General features: G+C 58.6%; 18 protein-coding genes. 8 read left to right on the top strand and 10 right to left on the bottom strand.

Annotated features, from left to right (window positions below; translation table 11 throughout):
- Window positions 1-15: 15 nt before the first annotated feature.
- The 3 genes from flgG to VD17_RS24090 form a co-directional block, all read right to left on the bottom strand.
- On the bottom strand, window positions 16-801 hold the full coding sequence (gene flgG, locus VD17_RS24100) for a flagellar basal-body rod protein FlgG (RefSeq protein WP_033055957.1): 786 nt from the start codon (window positions 799-801) through the stop codon (window positions 16-18).
- A gap of 45 nt (window positions 802-846) precedes the next feature.
- On the bottom strand, window positions 847-1,587 hold the full coding sequence (locus VD17_RS24095) for a flagellar basal body rod protein FlgF (RefSeq protein WP_046055997.1): 741 nt from the start codon (window positions 1,585-1,587) through the stop codon (window positions 847-849).
- 380 nt (window positions 1,588-1,967) lie between these two features.
- Window positions 1,968-3,533 carry a sigma-54-dependent phenylalanine hydroxylase transcriptional regulator PhhR gene (locus VD17_RS24090; protein WP_046055996.1) on the bottom strand — a complete coding sequence of 522 codons (1,566 nt, stop codon included), beginning with the start codon at window positions 3,531-3,533 and terminating at the stop codon, window positions 1,968-1,970.
- Between the two features lie 401 nt (window positions 3,534-3,934).
- On the opposite strand from VD17_RS24090, the gene phhA reads away from it, so the two are divergent.
- From phhA to VD17_RS24065, 6 genes are all read left to right on the top strand, one after another.
- Window positions 3,935-4,720 (top strand): phenylalanine 4-monooxygenase, encoded by a 786-nt coding sequence (phhA, locus tag VD17_RS24085; protein ID WP_046055995.1) that lies wholly within the window; start codon window positions 3,935-3,937, stop codon window positions 4,718-4,720.
- A 103-nt stretch (window positions 4,721-4,823) separates the two neighbouring features.
- Entirely contained in the window at window positions 4,824-5,180 is a 357-nt protein-coding gene (locus tag VD17_RS24080; RefSeq protein WP_046055994.1) for a 4a-hydroxytetrahydrobiopterin dehydratase, read from the top strand.
- Window positions 5,180-6,373, top strand: coding sequence for an amino acid aminotransferase (locus VD17_RS24075; RefSeq protein ID WP_046055993.1), 1,194 nt, complete (start codon window positions 5,180-5,182; stop codon window positions 6,371-6,373). The genes VD17_RS24080 and VD17_RS24075 overlap by 1 nt, the downstream gene beginning before the upstream one ends.
- 277 nt (window positions 6,374-6,650) lie before the next feature.
- The gene (locus VD17_RS32730) at window positions 6,651-6,782 is read left to right on the top strand and encodes a hypothetical protein (protein WP_008156098.1); all 132 of its coding nucleotides are present in this window, start codon (window positions 6,651-6,653) and stop codon (window positions 6,780-6,782) included.
- Between the two features lie 77 nt (window positions 6,783-6,859).
- Window positions 6,860-7,057: a hypothetical protein gene (locus VD17_RS24070; RefSeq protein ID WP_046055992.1), complete on the top strand. Its 198-nt coding sequence runs from the start codon at window positions 6,860-6,862 to the stop codon at window positions 7,055-7,057.
- Window positions 7,058-7,162: 105 nt separating this feature from the next.
- Entirely contained in the window at window positions 7,163-8,362 is a 1,200-nt protein-coding gene (locus tag VD17_RS24065) for an MFS transporter (protein WP_046055991.1), read from the top strand.
- On the opposite strand, the gene arfB is transcribed toward VD17_RS24065, so the two are convergent.
- Complete coding sequence (gene arfB / locus VD17_RS24060) at window positions 8,359-8,772, bottom strand: alternative ribosome rescue aminoacyl-tRNA hydrolase ArfB (protein ID WP_008010994.1); 414 nt, start codon at window positions 8,770-8,772, stop codon at window positions 8,359-8,361. The two genes, VD17_RS24065 and arfB, sit on opposite strands and share 4 nt — an antisense overlap.
- A 221-nt stretch (window positions 8,773-8,993) precedes the next feature.
- Window positions 8,994-10,415, bottom strand: a complete 1,422-nt coding sequence (locus VD17_RS24055; RefSeq protein WP_046055990.1) for an amino acid permease — start codon at window positions 10,413-10,415, stop codon at window positions 8,994-8,996.
- A 930-nt stretch (window positions 10,416-11,345) separates the two neighbouring features.
- Here VD17_RS24055 and VD17_RS32305 point away from each other — a divergent pair.
- Window positions 11,346-11,483 carry a hypothetical protein gene (locus VD17_RS32305; protein ID WP_010461921.1) on the top strand — a complete coding sequence of 46 codons (138 nt, stop codon included), beginning with the start codon at window positions 11,346-11,348 and terminating at the stop codon, window positions 11,481-11,483.
- Between the two features lie 69 nt (window positions 11,484-11,552).
- Window positions 11,553-12,518, top strand: a complete 966-nt coding sequence (locus VD17_RS24045; protein ID WP_046055989.1) for a hypothetical protein — start codon at window positions 11,553-11,555, stop codon at window positions 12,516-12,518.
- 201 nt (window positions 12,519-12,719) lie between these two features.
- Here VD17_RS24045 and rluB read toward each other — a convergent pair whose 3' ends face one another.
- The 5 genes from rluB to VD17_RS24020 form a co-directional block, all read right to left on the bottom strand.
- Window positions 12,720-14,012, bottom strand: a complete 1,293-nt coding sequence (rluB, locus tag VD17_RS24040; RefSeq protein ID WP_033055938.1) for a 23S rRNA pseudouridine(2605) synthase RluB — start codon at window positions 14,010-14,012, stop codon at window positions 12,720-12,722.
- A 157-nt stretch (window positions 14,013-14,169) separates the two neighbouring features.
- Complete coding sequence (locus VD17_RS24035; RefSeq protein ID WP_046055988.1) at window positions 14,170-14,361, bottom strand: DUF1289 domain-containing protein; 192 nt, start codon at window positions 14,359-14,361, stop codon at window positions 14,170-14,172.
- Between the two features lie 130 nt (window positions 14,362-14,491).
- Window positions 14,492-15,490, bottom strand: coding sequence for an SMC-Scp complex subunit ScpB (scpB, locus tag VD17_RS24030; RefSeq protein WP_046055987.1), 999 nt, complete (start codon window positions 15,488-15,490; stop codon window positions 14,492-14,494).
- A gap of 11 nt (window positions 15,491-15,501) precedes the next feature.
- Window positions 15,502-16,323, bottom strand: coding sequence for a segregation and condensation protein A (locus VD17_RS24025; RefSeq protein ID WP_046055986.1), 822 nt, complete (start codon window positions 16,321-16,323; stop codon window positions 15,502-15,504).
- Window positions 16,324-16,953, bottom strand: a complete 630-nt coding sequence (locus VD17_RS24020) for an L-threonylcarbamoyladenylate synthase (RefSeq protein WP_033056081.1) — start codon at window positions 16,951-16,953, stop codon at window positions 16,324-16,326.
- Window positions 16,954-16,962 lie beyond the last annotated feature (9 nt).

Below are 16,962 nucleotides of genomic sequence, written 5' to 3'. Positions count from 1 at the left end.
GCCTCATAGACTTGATTACAGATTCTGCGTTACGAACGAGAGCATCTGGTCGGCGGTGGAGATCACCTTGGAGTTCATCTCGTAAGCGCGCTGAGTGGTGATCATGTTGACCATCTCTTCAACGGTGCTGACGTTCGAGGTTTCCAGAGTGTTCTGCAGCGTGGTGCCGAAACCGGCCAGGCCCGGGGTGCCGACTTGCGGCGCGCCGCTGGCAGCGGTTTCCAGGAACAGGTTGTTGCCCACGGCTTGCAGACCGGCCGGGTTGATGAAGTCGGCGGTTTGCAGGTTGCCGATCACCTGGGATGCCGGGTTGCCGGCAACGGTGATGGACACGGTGCCATCGCGACCGACCGTGAAGGTCTGGGCATCGTTCGGAATGACAATGGCCGGTTCCAAAGCGAAGCCACTGGAGTTCACGATCTGACCGTTGGAGTCCAGGTGGAACGTACCGTCACGGGTGTAGGAAGTCGTGCCGTCCGGCTGCAGAATCTGGAAGAAACCGCGACCGTCGATGGCCATGTCCAACGGCTGCTCGGTGGTTTGCAGGCTACCGGCGGTAAAATTTTTCTGGGTGCCGACAATGCGCACACCGGTACCCAATTGCAGGCCCGACGGAAGTTCACTGTCCTGGGTCGACTGGGCGCCTGGCTGGCGTTTGATCTGGTAGAGCAAGTCCTGAAACTCGGCGCGGTCACGTTTGAAACCCGTGGTCGACACGTTGGCCAGGTTGTTGGAAATGGTCGTCAGGTTGGTGTCCTGGGCGGACAGACCTGTTTTGGCAACCCATAGAGCCGGAAGCATTCGATTCTCCTCGTGCGCCTGTTTTACGGCGCGACGTTCTGATAATTAGCTGATCTGCAAGACCCGAGCCATGGCCTGGTCATCGTCTTTGGCGGTGTTCATCATCTTGATGTGCAGCTCGAACTGCTTGGACAGGGCCAGCACCGAAGTCATCTCTTCCACGGCGTTGACGTTGCTCGACTCAAGGAAACCGGACACCAGTTTGACTTTGGCATCGGCTTGCGCCGGCTTGCCGTCCTTGGTGTGGATCGAACCGTCCAGGCCTTTGGTCATGTTCTTGAAATCAGGATTAACCAGCTTGATGCGGTCGACTTCCGCCATCACGCGAGGACCTTCGCCCATCGCACGAATGCTGATGGTGCCGTCTTCGCCCACTTCGATTTGCTGCTCGGGCGGCACGGCAATCGGCCCGCCATTGCCCATCACCGGCATACCGTTGCCGGCCCGCAGCACGCCCAGGGCGTCGACGTTCAGGCTGCCGGTGCGCACGTAGCTTTCGCCGCCGTCAGGGTTCTGCACGGCGATCCAGCCATTGCCTTGCACCGCGACATCGAGGTCGCGACCGGTTTCCACCAAGGCGCCAGGGGAGAAATCGGTGGCAGGACGTTCGGACAGGGCAAACGCACGCGCCGGAAAGCTGTCACCGAACACCGGCATCGAACGTGCCTGCTCCAGGTCTTTCTGGAAACCGTTGGTGGAGATGTTCGCCAGGTTGTTCGCATGAGCCTTCTGCGCCAGTGCATTCTGGCTGGCGCCGGTCATTGCCACATAAAGGTACTTGTCCACACTCTTTCCTCTGCATGCCGGACGTTTGCCGCCCACTGCTGTACTGCTGAGCCATAAGCAATTTGCAGACCAACTTTTTTCTGGCGGCGCGGGGCCCGGCAAACAAAGGACTTGAGGGAATCAGGAGGGATTGGAGGATTGTGTCGAAGACGAAAAACCGGCGGTGTTATGCCGCTTCGCGGCAAGTGCCGACCTCTTCGCTCAACACCGACCTCGTAGCAGCTGTCGAGCTTGCGAGGCTGCGTTCGGTTCGGGCCGCGTTCGGACGAAGCAGTCGTAAAACCATCCACCGCGGTGTATCAGTAAAACCTTATATGCAGGGTTTGCGACGGCTTCGCCGCCGAACGCAGCCTCGCGGGCTCGACAGCTGCTACAGGGACCTATGCGCTGCCGGGTTCTTTGCCGACTTCGTACTCACGCAACTTATTGGCAATGGTCGTATGCGAAACCCCCAACCGCTTACCCAGTTGCCGACTGCTCGGATGCTCGGAGTACAAGCGCTCCAGCACCGCTTTCTCGAAACGCCCGACAATCTCGTCCAGCCCGCCCTCGAGCGAGAAATCGCCAAGTGGCTGACGCACACCGTAGTCCGGCAGACGAATATGTTCGGCCTTGACGGTCCCGCCGTCGCACAAGGAAACCGCCTGGAACAACACGTTTTCCAATTGCCGAACATTGCCCGGCCAATGGTAGTGACTGAGCCGCTCCATCGCCGCCGGCGCCAGTTTCGGCAGCGGGCAACCGATCTGCCGACTGGCCTGATCGAGGAAGTGTTCCACCAGCGGCGTAAGTCCATCGAGGCATTCGCGCAGTGGCGGGATGTGCAGTGAAAGCACGTTCAAACGGTGATACAAATCCTGGCGAAACTCACCCCGTGCGCACAACTCAGACAGGTCGACCTGCGTCGCGCAGATCACCCGTACATCCAGATAAACCTCTTCATCGCTGCCCACACGACGGAAGCAACCGTCCTGCAGGAAGCGCAGCAATTTCACCTGTAAACGCGGGCTCATTTCCCCGACGCCATCGAGAAACAGCGTACCGCCTGCCGTCAGCTCCAGCAGCCCGAGCTTGCCTTCGGCCCGCGCCCCTTCGAAAGCGCCGGGGCCGTAGCCGAACAGCTCCGTCTCGGCCATGGACTCCGGCAGGCCGGCGCAGTTAAGCGCCATCAACGGCGACTGCCCCCGCGGACTCGCCAAGTGGCAGGCTCGCGCCAACAACTCTTTACCCGTACCGGTTTCACCTTCTATTAATAGCGGCGCATCCAGCGGCGCCATGCGTCGGGCTTCGCGCACGACTGCCGCCATCACCTTCGAGCTTTGGAAAATGCTGTCAAAGCCGCGCAACTCCTGCTTGCGCACGTTATAGATGCGCTCACCGACCCGGTCGGCGCGGTGCAGCGTGAGTACCGCGCCGGCCATGGCTTCGCTGTCGTCATGCTCCGATTGCAGCGGCGCGATGTCAGCAAGAAATACGTCACCCTTGACCTTCACCCGCAAGCCGTTGATCCGCGACTTGTTGGCGCGCACCAGTTCCGGCAAGTCGAAATCCTCGGCGTAACGCGACAGCGGAATCCCCGGCACCTCATCTACCCGCACGCCGAGCAACTGCGCCGCCGCGCGGTTGGCCGCGACGATCGAACCGCCCATGTCGATCGACAGCACCGGAAACTCCAGGGCGCCGAGCAACGCATTGAGTTCCATGTGCCGACGTTCGCTGGGCATCAACCCTACGCGCTTGACGCCAAAAACCCCGTTAATCGACTCGAACTTGGGACGCAACGCCTGAAACTGAATGTTGATCAGGTTTGGGCAATGCAGATAGATCGCATTGCCATGCTCTCCGCCAACCTCGCCGCGAGCGACGTTAATCCCGTACTCCACCAGCAGGTTGAGAATGTCGCGCAGGATGCCGATGCGGTTCTGGCAGTGGACTTTGATACGCATATAAAGACCCAAGGAAGCAGTGAATGGGTTGATACCAGCCGTACAACCTGTGGGAGCGAGCTTGCTCGCGATGAGGGTGGGTCAGGCGACATTAATGTGCATGACCTACCGCTATCGCGAGCAAGCTCGCTCCCACAGGGATATTCGCCGTGCCCTCGGATCTGTTTATTTGTCGAGGCACGCAGATAGTCGTCAAGATTATGTGACACCTGGACACCATTTCAAACCCTGAAATATCAATCCCTACGCCACAGCGGCTGATCCGTAACGAATACTTTACAAAAATCGACGATTTTTCCTACGTACAGCGCTACTCACGTGCTGCAACACTGCATTTCTTGAGGTATTTCTAAGTCATAGCAGGACATAACAAGAACGAAATCCCCTAGCAGGAGAGCAGCATGAAGCAGACGCAATACGTGGCTCGCGAGCCCGATGCGCAAGGTTTTATCGACTACCCCGCCGAAGAACACGCGGTGTGGAACACGCTGATTACTCGCCAACTGAAAGTGATCGAGGGTCGTGCGTGCCAGGAATACCTGGATGGTATCGAAAAACTCGGTCTGCCCCACGACCGCATTCCGCAACTCGGTGAGATCAACAAGGTCCTCGGTGAAACCACCGGGTGGCAGGTTGCCCGGGTACCCGCACTGATCCCCTTCCAGACCTTTTTCGAATTGCTCGCTAATAAGCAGTTCCCGGTAGCGACGTTTATTCGTACCCGCGAAGAACTGGATTACCTGCAAGAGCCGGACATTTTCCACGAGATTTTTGGCCACTGTCCGCTGCTGACCAACCCTTGGTTCGCCGAATTTACCCACACCTACGGCAAACTTGGCCTACAGGCTTCCAAGGAAGAACGCGTGTACCTGGCGCGTTTGTACTGGATGACCATCGAGTTTGGCCTGGTCGATACGCCAGAAGGCCAGCGCATCTACGGTGGAGGCATTCTCTCCTCGCCGAAAGAAACCGTTTACTGCCTGTCGAACGAACCTGAACATCAGGCCTTCGACCCGCTGGAATGCATGCGCACGCCGTATCGCATCGACATCCTGCAACCGCTGTACTTTGTCCTGCCGAACCTCAAGCGCCTGTTCGACTTGGCCCACGAAGACATCATGGGCATGGTCAAACAAGGCATGCAGCTGGGCTTGCACACACCAAAATTTCCGCCAAAGGCTGCGTGATCCGCAGCTTTTAGAATCAAGTGAGCCTGTCAGGAACCGACGCTTTGGTTTAGCGTGGTGAATTGACGGCCGAATTCCAATAATTCGATTTCAGGAACCCATCATGTCCACATTGAACCAAGCCCATTGCGAAGCCTGCCGCGCCGATGCCCCTCAGGTCAGCGACGAAGAACTGCCGGTACTGATCAAGCAGATTCCTGACTGGAACATTGAAGTGCGCGACAGCGTGATGCAGCTGGAAAAAGTTTTCCTGTTCAAGAACTTCGAACACGCACTGGCGTTCACCAACGCCGTCGGTGAAATCTCCGAGGCTGAAGGTCACCACCCGGGCCTGCTGACCGAGTGGGGCAAAGTCACCGTGACCTGGTGGAGCCACTCCATCAAGGGCCTGCATCGCAACGATTTCATCATGGCCGCGCGCACCGACGAAGTGGCCAAGGACGCCGAGGGCCGCAAATAATGCATTTCGACGCCATCGGACGAGTACCCGGCGACCCGATTCTCGGCCTGATGGAGGCCTATGCGCAGGACCCCAACCCGCGCAAATTCGACCTCGGCGTGGGCGTCTATAAAGATGCCCAGGGCCTGACACCGATCCCCCAGTCCGTGAAGCTCGCCGAGCAACGCCTGGTGGATCGCCAGACCACCAAGACCTACATCGGTGGCCATGGTGAACCGGCGTTCGGCAAGGCCATCGTTGAATTGGTGCTGGGTGCCGATTCCCCACTGATCGCCGAACAACGGACCGGCGCGACGCAAACGCCGGGCGGCACTGGCGCGCTACGCTTGAGTGCCGACTTCATCGCTCAGTGCCTTCCGGGCCGTGGTGTATGGCTGAGCAACCCGACCTGGCCGATCCACGAAACCATCTTCGCGGCGGCCGGAATCAAGGTCAGTCATTACCCGTATGTTGGCAGCGATAACCGTCTCGACATCGAAGCGATGCTCGCAGTACTCAACGAAGCGCCGAAGGGCGATGTGGTGCTGCTGCACGCCTGCTGCCATAACCCGACCGGTTTCGATCTGTCCCATGAAGATTGGCGCCGGGTGCTGGATGTGGTGCGCAGTCGCAATTTGGTGCCACTGATCGACTTCGCCTACCAAGGCTTCGGCGATGGCCTGGAACAAGATGCCTGGTCGACCCGGTTGTTCGCTGCCGCGTTGCCGGAAGTGCTGATCACCAGTTCCTGCTCGAAGAACTTCGGCCTGTACCGGGACCGCACCGGCGCGCTGATTGTCTGCGCGAAAACCGCTGACAAACTGGTAGATATCCGCAGCCAACTGGCCAACATCGCCCGCAACCTGTGGTCGACACCGCCGGATCACGGCGCGGCGGTGGTAGCGACCATCCTCGGTGATCCGGAGCTGAAAAGCCTCTGGGCCGACGAAGTGGAAGCCATGCGCTTGCGTATCGCCCAACTGCGTAGCGGTTTGGTTGAAGCGCTTGAACCTCATGGTTTACGCGAACGCTTTGCGCACATCGGCGTGCAGCGCGGGATGTTTTCCTACACCGGTTTGACGCCGGACCAGGTCAAACAACTGCGCGATCATCACAGCGTTTACATGGTGGGCACTGGCCGGGCCAACGTGGCCGGGATTGATGCGACGCGTCTGGACCTGCTGGCCGAAGCGATCGCCGAAGTCTGCAAATAACTCAAGCCATTGCAAATCCCCTGTGGGAGCGAGCTTGCTCGCGATAGCGGACTCGCAGTCGACATTTATATCGACTGTTCAGTCCTCATCGCGAGCAAGCTCGCTCTCACATTTGTTTTGTGTCGCTCTCTCTTCCAGACCTGTCTAGACAATCCCATCCGTCGCAACAATTAGATATAAAAGTCTTTTTGTCATTTCTCCTGCTGTATCCTGCCCAAGCTTTTTAAAAGCGCGGATCTACCAGATCTATCAACAGACTTTGCGAGGAGCGCGAAACATGCACGAGATCCCTAATCTCCCCTTCCCAAGCCTGCACGAAACTGAGCAGACACCCACGCAACAAGCCGGTGCCCAACAGCCCGAGCCGAAAGAAGCCACTGAACGCCGCAAGGCCGACAGCGAAGACTGATTCACCTGCAATGCCAGACCGTGTGGAAAGCGCTAACATGCGCTTTCCACACCGCCTGAATCCTTGAGCCCCACACCATGACCGACGACTTCTCCCCTCCTTTTGATGAAGAGCTGCAGGCCAGCGTCTTGATCGGTACCACCGAGAAGATGATCGAGATCTGGAGTCGCCTGTCCCCCGAGAAACGCGCCGCGTTGCTCGCCCGTTTCGGCAGCGAAGAAAACGCCCTGGCCGCCCTGGTCACCACGCACCTGGTCGCTCCCGCCAAACCCTGATTCATCCCTGCCCGGCAAATAGTTTTACTTTTTCCACGACCCGAAGCCGCTTGCGCCGCTATCATAAGCAGCCTATCTATCCTGCTTTCCCGTGGATCTTTACCCATGTCTGAAAACCAGCGCCCCCTGGCGGTCACGCTGCAAGTCGTTTCCATCGTCCTGTTCACCTTCATCGGCTACCTGAATATCGGCATTCCCCTGGCCGTATTGCCGGGCTACGTCCACAGCGATCTGGGCTTCGGTGCGGTCATCGCCGGCCTGGTGATCAGCGTGCAATACCTGGCCACCCTGCTCAGCCGTCCTTATGCCGGGAAAATCATCGACAACAAGGGCAGTAAACTCGCCGTGATGTACGGCCTCGCCGGCTGCGGTTTGAGCGGTGTGTTCATGTTGATCTCGGCCTGGACCCAGAGCCTGCCAACCTTGAGCTTGATCAGCCTGTTGATCGGCCGGCTGGTGCTCGGCAGCGCGGAAAGCCTGGTGGGCTCCGGTTCGATCGGCTGGGGCATCGGTCGGGTTGGCGCGGCGAACACTGCCAAGGTCATCTCCTGGAACGGCATCGCCAGTTATGGCGCACTGGCGGTCGGCGCACCGCTGGGCGTGCTGCTGGTCAGTCAATTAGGTTTGTGGAGCATGGGCGTGAGCATCGTGTTGCTGGCCGTCCTCGGTCTGGTGCTGGCCTGGCCGAAGACCGCCGCGCCGATTGTGATCGGTGAGCGTTTGCCGTTCATGCATGTGCTGGGGCGCGTGCTGCCACATGGTTGCGGTCTGGCGCTGGGCTCCATCGGTTTCGGCACTATCGCGACGTTCATCACGTTGTATTACGCCACACAGCATTGGGACAACGCGGTGCTGTGCTTGAGTTTGTTCGGCGCCAGTTTCATCGGTGCGCGACTGCTGTTCGGCAACCTGATCAACCGCCTCGGCGGCTTTCGCGTGGCGATTGCCTGCCTGTCGGTGGAAACGCTGGGGCTGTTGCTGCTGTGGCTGGCGCCGGACGCTCATTGGGCATTGGCCGGTGCGGCGCTGAGCGGGTTCGGTTTCTCGCTGGTGTTCCCCGCGCTGGGGGTGGAAGCGGTCAACCTGGTGCCGGCCTCAAGTCGTGGCGCGGCAGTCGGGGCTTATTCGCTGTTCATTGATTTGTCGCTGGGGATTACCGGGCCACTGGCCGGTGCGATTGCGGCAGGCTTTGGTTTTGCCTCGATCTTCCTGTTCGCTGCACTCGCCGCGCTGAGCGGTCTGGCACTGAGTGTTTACTTGTACCGGCAGGCGCCAAGGTATCGAGAGGAAAGAGACGCGCGCTAGAAATCCACCTTGCCGCGCCCGGCCTTGATGCTGCCGCGTTTGGTCTTGGACTCCAGCCGACGCTTCTTCGAACCGAGGGTCGGTTTGGTCGGACGACGTTTCTTTTCGACCTTGGTGGCGCTGAGAATCAACTCGGTCAGCCGCTCCAGCGCATCCGCGCGATTGGCTTCCTGCGTGCGGTATTGCTGGGCCTTGATAATCAACACCCCTTCGCTGGTGATGCGGCTGTCACGCAACGCCAGCAAGCGCTCCTTGTAGAACTCAGGCAAGGACGAGGCCGGAATGTCGAAACGCAGGTGCACCGCGCTGGAGACCTTGTTGACGTTCTGCCCACCGGCGCCCTGGGCACGAATGGCCGTCAACTCGATCTCGGCATCCGGCAGATGCACGTTGTTGGAAATCACCAGCATGGAAAAGCGTCCGTATTCAGAACGCGCAGGATACCGCGAATGGACTGAACGAATGCGGTCCCTGTAGGAGTGAGCCTGCTCGCGATGGGGTCGTGTCAGGCAACAAAGGTGTTGACTGACACACCGCTATCGCGAGCCGGCTCACTCCTACAGGGAATTTGTGTGAAGCCTGAAAACAACAAACCCGGCACATGGCCGGGTTTGTTGTTTCTGCATTTACGTTATTTCGCTACGGAACTCGCAGCCTGCAACGCATGCCGGTCACGACGTTTGTTCTTGATGCCGTAGCAAATCCACATGAACGCGACCCACACCGGAATCGCATACACCGAGATCTGAATACCCGGAATCAGCAGCATGACGCCCAGAATGAACACCACGAACGCAAGGCAGATGTAGTTCCCGTACGGGTACCACAGGGCCTTGAACAGCGGTGTCTGCTTGGTTTTGTTCATGTGCTGGCGGAATTTGAAGTGCGAGAAACTGATCATCGCCCAGTTGATCACCAGGGTGGCAACCACCAGCGACATCAACAGTTCCAGCGCGTTTTGCGGGATCAGGTAGTTCAGCAACACGGCAATCAACGTCACCGCCGCCGACGCAAGGATCGAACGCACTGGCACGCCGCGCTTGTCGATCTTCGACAAGGCTTTCGGCGCATCGCCCTGCTCGGCCATGCCCAGCAGCATGCGGCTGTTGCAGTAGGTGCCGCTGTTGTACACCGACAATGCCGCGGTCAACACCACGAAGTTGAGGATGTGCGCAGCGGTGTCACTGCCAAGCATCGAGAACACCTGTACGAACGGGCTGCCGCTGTAGGAATCACCCGACGCGTTCAGGGTCGCCAGCAGGCTGTCCCATGGCGTCAGCGACAGCAGGATAACCAACGCACCGATGTAGAAAATCAGGATCCGGTAGATCACCTGGTTGATGGCTTTCGGGATCACGGTTTTCGGCTTGTCGGCTTCAGCTGCGGTGAAACCGAGCATCTCCAGGCCGCCGAAGGAGAACATGATGATCGCCATGGCCATTACCAGGCCGCTGACACCGTTCGGGAAGAAGCCGCCGTGGACCCACAGGTTGGTCACCGACGCTTGCGGGCCGCCGTCGCCGCTGACCAGCAGGTAGCTGCCGAGCGCAATCATGCCGACGATGGCCACGACCTTGATGATCGCGAACCAGAACTCGGCCTCACCAAAGACTTTGACGTTCGCCAGGTTGATCAGGTTGATCAAGACGAAGAAGCCGGCTGCCGAGACCCAGGTCGGGATGTGTGGCGCCCAGTAGTGGATGTATTTGCCGACCGCGGTCAGCTCCGACATGCCCACCAGAATGTACAGAATCCAGCAGTTCCAACCCGACAGGAAGCCGGCGAAACCGCCCCAGTATTTATGGGCGAAGTGGCTGAAGGAACCGGCCACCGGCTCTTCGACGATCATTTCGCCGAGCTGGCGCATGATCATGAAAGCAATGAAGCCGCAGATGGCGTAGCCGAGGATCATCGACGGGCCGGCGGACTTCAGGACGCCGGCCGAGCCGAGGAACAGTCCGGTACCGATCGCGCCACCGAGGGCAATCAGTTGAATATGGCGATTTTTCAGGCCGCGTTTCAGCTCGCCTGAATGCGAGTTTTGTCCACTCATGAAAAGGGTCTCACGCAAGGTTTGATGATGTTCGTTAGACGTTGCTGCTCGGTTGCGATCTCAAGCAGCGCCGATCAAACCCCAGCGAAGGCAAAAGGAGTTCAGCGTTTTTACAACGGTCATGCGTCACCTGTTTGTTTTTATCTGTGACGAAATCGAACCCGACACGCTTGTGGCGCAGCGGAGTGAACAAGGCGGATAGCCTTGAGGTTTGCGCAGATGCGCAGGAGGTCACAGTTAAAACGCGGCGCATTGTACACCTGTAACCCCCTGCTGCCAGACACCACTGGATCAGCGTGTCATTTGCCGGGATTGCCTGTGTCCGCCTCGAGGGTCTCGGGCGGCTGCAAAATTTGAGTCAGACCTTTGCGGGTCGTCGACGGGAGCGAGGGAAAAATCGCCCCACGGGGAGAGATGGAGATGAGTCACAGCGTACATTGCGCCTCCTTCTTGTTATGCACCTGCACGACAGGCATGGGGCGCATCTCACCCTTCAACCGCGCCTGAAACAAGCGGGCCAGAGCCCTGCGCAAGGGTTAATCGGCTGTTAGGCGGAAGGTTTTCCTTACATCCCTTCCGCAAGCGTCAAACCAAGGGCTTTGAGGCTTGATTTCGTCAGCATTTCTTTACATGGCGTAACGTAAATTTGCCGAATCAGATCTGGCTGTAGGTTGACTGCAAATTGACGGTAGGACGTTTCCTTAGGAGAAGGTCGAGTTAGTTTTTTGTTTTTTATTAACAAATGGCTTAATAAAAAACAGAATAAAAAGTTCAAATAAATCTTATTTGATTATTTTTTTGCAATTTAAAAACCGGTGAACTAGGTTCTCAGCGACTTGCCGAGACGCATCAACCAGCAAGTTGGCGGGTTATTCAATGACTGAAAACGCGCCGCAGCACTTACCGAAAAAGTCATCTAGGAGATTCACAATGCAAGCACTTGAAAAAGACTTGGAAACTGAACTGCAACTGGACGATTGGTTTGAAGCACCGACCCATGAAGCCGCCGTTGAAATGATGCAAGCCGATGCGGTTGTTCCATTCGGCACGGCGATGTGGCCTCTGTAAGACATCCCGGCAGGCACGATCCGGCCGGTTGTGCCTGCCACTTTTTCTCGGTTTGTCAGGGAGGACTACATGGATAAGCAACGCGCCATTTCGCATTTCCTTTACTACCTCGAACATCACCCTGCCCTTGCCGGCATAAACCCGGCGAAGGTCTTGCTCGGCCACACGGCTGATTACCAGGCACTGACGAGCGCCATCGTCGAACAGGTCGGTGACAGCCCACGGTTCAGTTTCAGCGTGAGGCGACTGGACCTGGAACCCAAGGAATTGCTGGCCCAGGCGATTGCCGACAGCGATCTGTACATTTTCTTCTACGACTCTTCCACCCTGCCCAACCCACGCCCCGACGGCCCGGAATTTGTCCGCGCGCTGCAAGGCGTCATGGCCGAGAACTGGAAGAAGTCGTTACTGTTCAAAGATTACGGCGATTACTTCTACGACACGTTCAGTGTCACCCCGCAACGCATTGCCGGGTTGAACAGCCACTTGATCCAGCGCATGTCCCATGCCACCACGTTAAGTTTCAAAGATGATCACGGCTCGTGGTTCGAAACACCGTTGAGCAGTATCAAGAAGTGGACCGACATCAACGGTGTCGGCAACTTCGATCTGGCGCCCGGTGAAATTGCCACGCACAGCGAGGCCATTAACGGTCGGGTCAAGTTCATGGGGACTTTTCTCGGCACCATTCCATTTGCCCGCAAATACGGGGTGCTGGAGTCGCCGCTGGAGTTGTGGATCGAAAACTCGACCATCAGCAAAATCGCCACCGAGGTGCCGGGGCTGGAACATGACTTCAACAAGTACCTGGAGGCCAATCCATCCAATCGGCGCATTGAGGAATTGGGGATCGGCACCAATGAAGGCGTTAAAGCGTTGTATGCGCGCAATGCAGGGTTTGAGGAGCGCCATTGCGGGCTGCATTTGGGATTGGGGGGTGGCGCGAAGGGTAGCCATCATCTGGACCTGATCTTCTCCAGCGGGGTGTTGGCGCTGGATGATGAGCCGGTGTTTGATGGGCGGTTTGTGTTCTAGCCACAAAGCAGGCGGTGCCGCTACAGGCCTCATCGCGAGCAAGCTCGCTCCCACAGGTGACCGCGTTGTCTCATGGAAATGCGATCCACTGTGGGAGCGAGCTTGCTCGCGATGAGGCCCGAACGGTCACCACCTTACTTAAAGCAAGACCAAAAAAAACGCCAACCCGAGGGTTGGCGTTTTTCATGGGGCGCTTACCGATTACTCAGGCTTGCGACGACCGAAGCCTGGACGCTGGCCCGAACCGGCTGGCGCACCACGGCGTTTGCCCGATGGCGCGTCCTTGTCGACCAGGACGATGCCTGGACGCTTCTTCGCCGGTGCCTTGGCCGGGCGCTTGGTGTCGGAAGGACGGTCTGCCACTGGCGTACCGCGACTCGAATCACCACGAGCCTCACCACGAGGAGCACCGCGATCGCTACGACCACCGCTTGGCGCACCACGGCCTTCGCCGCGCTCGGTGCGACCATTGGCCGGACGTGGCGTGCGTGGACCGCGCTCGCCATCAGCGCGTGGCGCTGCTGGTTTGCGGGCTGGACGCTCGCCTTCGATTTGCGGTTCACGGGAGTCACGCGGCGTAGCAGCGGTCTGGTTACCGATGGCTGGACGCAACGAACGCACGCGCTCGGTCTTGCCCATCGGACGCGACGATTTACGCTGCATGCGGTCGAGCTTGTCCTTGCTCTTGGCGTTCATCTGCGGCATGGCCACAGGCGTCAGGCCAACTTCAGCACTCAGAATGTCGACTTCGTACTGGCTCATTTCGCGCCAGCGACCCATCGGCAGATCGGAGTTGAGGAACACCGGGCCGAAACGCACGCGCTTCAGACGGCTGACCACCAAGCCCTGGGATTCCCACAGACGACGGACTTCGCGGTTGCGACCTTCCATCACCACGCAGTGGTACCAGTGGTTGAAACCTTCGCCGCCTGGCGCCTGCTTGATGTCGGTGAACTTGGCCGGGCCGTCTTCGAGAACGACGCCTGCTTTCAGGCGCTCGATCATCTCGTCATCGACTTCACCACGCACACGTACCGCGTATTCACGGTCCATTTCGTAGGAAGGGTGCATCAGGCGGTTGGCCAGCTCACCGTCGGTGGTGAACATCAGCAGGCCGGTGGTGTTGATGTCCAGGCGACCGATGTTGATCCAGCGACCTTCTTTTGGTTTCGGCATCTTGTCGAAAACGGTCGGACGACCTTCCGGATCAAGGCGGGTGCAGATTTCACCGTCGGGTTTGTTGTACATGATCACGCGGCGTACCGACTCGGCGGCTTCTTCGCGCTTGATCACCTTGCCATCAATGGTGATGGCGTCGTGCATGTCGACGCGCTGCCCGAGGGTGGCGTCTTTGCCATTGACCTTGATGCGGCCGTGACTGATCCAGGCTTCTACGTCACGGCGCGAGCCGACGCCGATACGGGCGAGGACTTTCTGCAGCTTCTCGCCTGCTGGGCCGATTTCCTGGTCGTCTTTCTGGTCTTTGATACTCATCTGGGCACCTCCCGGTGTGGTCTGTTCAGGCTTTTGCCTGAGCGATGTAAATCTGGGTACTTTTTTGAAGAGCTTGGGCAAAGGGATTGCCGAAGGGTCGCGAATCATACGCTCATGGGAGCGTTCGCGCATCAGAGACTAGTTGATTAATGGGTCGTTACCTGGATTTCCGCCGACCGGTGGCGCCGAGTTTGATCAGCCGAAGCGAGGCTTCGGCAAGAACCGTGAGCTTGTCGACCTTGTCGAATTTCTTCCACGCCTTGATCTCGCGCTTGCTGCGGCCGCAGCCGAGGCAGATGTCGTCGGTGAATTTGCAGACACTGATGCAGGGGTCTTTTGTAGAACTCATCACCATCTCCAGGAAACAACACTAATCCACTGTGGGAGCGAGCCTGCTCGCGATGAGGGCGGCACATTCAACATCTAAGTGACTGACAGATCGCTATCGCGAGCAGGCTCGCTCCCACAGGGGGCCGGGGTCAATCGTCGAACTCGCGGCGTTCGGCCTCGATCGCTTCGGCCAGAGCCCGGGCTTCGGCTTCTTCGTCGGACAACTCGGGCTCGGGTTTCGGTTTTTCCAGAGCGGCGACGGCAGCGAGGAGTTTTTCGCGAGCTTCGGCGACGCCAAGCACGTCGTCTTCAAGCTCTTCTTCCTGCTCTTCTTCCTGCTCTTCTTCGACTGCGGCTTCTGGCTCGACCTGAAGTTCAACTTCGATCTCTCGCTCAGGCTGATCCAGCACCTCTTCGGAATCCGTCACCGCACTATCGCGCAGAATGTCGTCGAAATCGGTCTTGAGCCCTTCCTCCATGGTATCCAGCTCCAGCAACAACGTGTGGAAACTGGTTTCCTCCTTCGGCTCTTCCGGCTCGGCGCTGGCGTCGGCCAACTCCTGCAGTCCGGCAGGCACCGGCGCGTCGTCGAAATCGAGCACCGGATCAGGCTCCAGTTCGCGCAATTCGGCCAGCGGTGGCAAATCGTCGAGGTTTTTCAGGTTGAAGTGATCGAGAAAGGCCTTGGTGGTCGCAAACATCGCCGGTTTACCCGGCACGTCGCGGTAGCCGACGATGCGGATCCACTCGCGCTCCAGCAAGGTTTTGACGATGTGACTGTTGACCGCCACGCCCCGCACGTCTTCGATCTCGCCCCGGGTGATCGGCTGGCGATAGGCGATCAGCGCAATGGTTTCGAGCATGGCGCGGGAATAGCGCTGCGGCCGCTCTTCCCACAAACGTCCTACCCACGGCGAGAACTTTTCGCGGATCTGCAGACGATACCCGGAGGCCACTTCCTTCAGCTCGAAGGCCCGGCCGTCGCAGGATTTGGCGAGAATCGTCAGGGCTTTCTTGAAGACTGGCGGCTCCGGTCGCTCGCCCTCTTCGAAGAGTTCGAACAGGCGTTCAAGCGATTGCGGTTTTCCCGAGGCCAACAGAAAGGCTTCAAGCAGTGGCGCCAGCTCGCGGGGTTCAGTCAGGTTCATGATTCAACTCGTTATTCGGCTCGGGCCCGCACGTGGATCGCTGCGAACGGCTCATTCTGCACCAGCTCGACCAAGGATTCCTTGACCAGTTCGAGAATCGCCATAAAGGTTACCACCACCCCCAGACGTCCTTCTTCAGCGGTGAACAGCTCGGCAAAGGGCACGAAACCGCCGCCCTTGAGGCGCTCCAGCACATCGCTCATGCGCTCGCGCGTGGACAGTGCCTCGCGGCTGACCTGGTGACTTTCGAACATGTCGCCACGGCGCAACACTTCTGCCATGGACAACAACAGCTCTGAAAGACGCACGTCTGGCAACAGCTTGCGCGCCCGGGCTTCCGGGGCGTCGAGCCTGGGGACTACCACGTCACGACCCACACGGCTCAGACCATCGATGCCTTCGGCCGCGGCCTTGAAGCGTTCGTACTCTTGCAAGCGGCGGATCAGTTCGGCGCGAGGATCGTCTTCTTCGGCCTCGATCGTTTCGGCACGCGGCAGCAACATCCGCGATTTGATCTCGGCCAGCATCGCGGCCATGACCAGGTACTCGGCGGCCAACTCCAGGCGCACTGACTGCATCAACTCGACATAGCCCATGTACTGACGGGTGATTTCCGCCACCGGGATGTCGAGAATGTTGATGTTCTGTTTGCGGATCAGGTACAGCAGCAGGTCGAGGGGGCCTTCGAAGGCTTCGAGAAAGACCTCAAGCGCATCCGGCGGGATGTACAGGTCCAGCGGCATTTCCATGACCGCCTGGCCATAGACCATCGCGAAGGGCAGCTCCTGCTGGGCTCCGGCCTGACTGTCGACAACGGGTTCTACTGCAGACATCTACGCCTCGGCCATGAACGGCGTCGGGTCGCCGCAACCCACGCGGATCACTTCCGGCTCGCCATCGGCGAGGTTGATCACGGTGGACGCCTTGATCCCGCCAAAACCGCCATCGATGATCAGGTCGACCTGATGCTCGAGCAACTGACGCATTTCGTAAGGATCGGTCATCGGATCGGTGTCACCGGGCATGATCAGGGTCACGCTCATCAGCGGTTCGCCGAGTTCTTCCAGCAGCGCCAGGGCAATCGGATGGCTTGGCACGCGCAGGCCGATGGTGCGTTTTTTCGGGTGCAACAACAGCCGCGGGACTTCGCGGGTGGCGTTGAGAATGAAGGTGTAAGGCCCCGGCAGGTGAGCTTTAAGCAGGCGGAAGGTACCGGTATCGATCTTGGCGAACAGCCCCAGTTGCGACAGGTCGCTGCAAATCAGCGCGAAGTTGTGTTTTTCGTCCAGCTGTCTCAACCGGCGCACGCGTTCCACGGCATTCTTGTCGCCGATCTGGCAACCAATGGCATAGGACGAGTCTGTGGGATAAATCACCACCCCGCCGCTGCGGATGATCTCGACAGCCTGTTTGATCAGGCGCGCTTGCGGGTTTTCCGGATGAATCTGGAAAAATTGACTCACATTCTCTAC

It is taken from the genome of Pseudomonas fluorescens (assembly GCF_000968015.1).
Taxonomy (GTDB): Bacteria; Pseudomonadota; Gammaproteobacteria; order Pseudomonadales; family Pseudomonadaceae; genus Aquipseudomonas; species Aquipseudomonas fluorescens_W.
Note: the sequence above shows the minus strand (reverse complement) of the source record. Positions and strands in the feature narration are given on the sequence as shown.